This is a genomic window from Mycobacterium sp. NGS16 (assembly GCF_059813225.1).
The window spans coordinates 1-788 of the sequence record NZ_JCALEE010000024.1; the positions used below are offsets into that span (position 1 = coordinate 1).

1 protein-coding gene is annotated in these 788 nt (G+C 63.2%); it reads left to right on the forward strand.

Annotated features, from left to right (window positions below; translation table 11 throughout):
* Window positions 1–35: 35 nt before the first annotated feature.
* Window positions 36–788: PGRS repeat-containing protein (locus AC5Y4Q_RS21625; protein ID WP_499960166.1), on the forward strand; the 753-nt coding region annotated here is incomplete at its 3' end.

Sequence of the window (788 nt, forward strand, 5' to 3'; positions counted from 1 at the left end):
TGACGGATCTGTTTGATCCGGGTGCGTGGGGCAACTTGTCGAACGATTTCGACAGTCTGTTCACCGGGTCGGCCTGGGATCTGCCCGGCTCGGCTGATGCGTCGGGCCTAGAGATGGCTCAGATGTGGGAGACCATGTTCTACACGCCGTTGCATGCGGCGTTGCAGGAGTGGATTAACTCGGATTTCGGGTCGCAGGTCAATGGTGTGATCAATCAGCTGACGGCGCCGTTCACTGAGGGTTTTTGCGGGATGATCTGCAACGGTGCTGACGGTACTGCCGACAGTGTGGATGGTCAGGCTGGTGGGTTGTGGTTCGGCGATGGTGGTGATGGCTGGACGTCGAACCTTGACGGGGTGGCTGGTGGCAATGGTGGTCATGCCGGGGGTATCGGCAATGGTGGTGATGGTGGTGCCGGTGGCCTGGGTGCTGATGGTGGCAATGGTGGTCATGGCGGGGAGATGTGGGGCAACGGCGGCGATGGTGGTGCCGGCGGTGCTGCGACCGCGACGTTGGCGGCTGGTAATGGCGGCAATGGTGGGTCGTCGGGGCAGGCCCAGGACTTCTTCGGCATGGGTGCTTTGGGCAATGGTGGTGATGGTGGTGTCGGCGGTGCGGGTTGGAATGGGCTGAGCGGGTCGTTTGCCAATGGTGGTGATGGCAACGGTGGTAACGGCAGCAACGGTGGTAATGGCGGCAATGGTGGTGCGGGTTCGTCGATCCTGGGTCTTGGCGGCAACGGTGGTGCTGGGGGTGCGGCCGGCAACGGTGGCGACGGCGCGACCGGC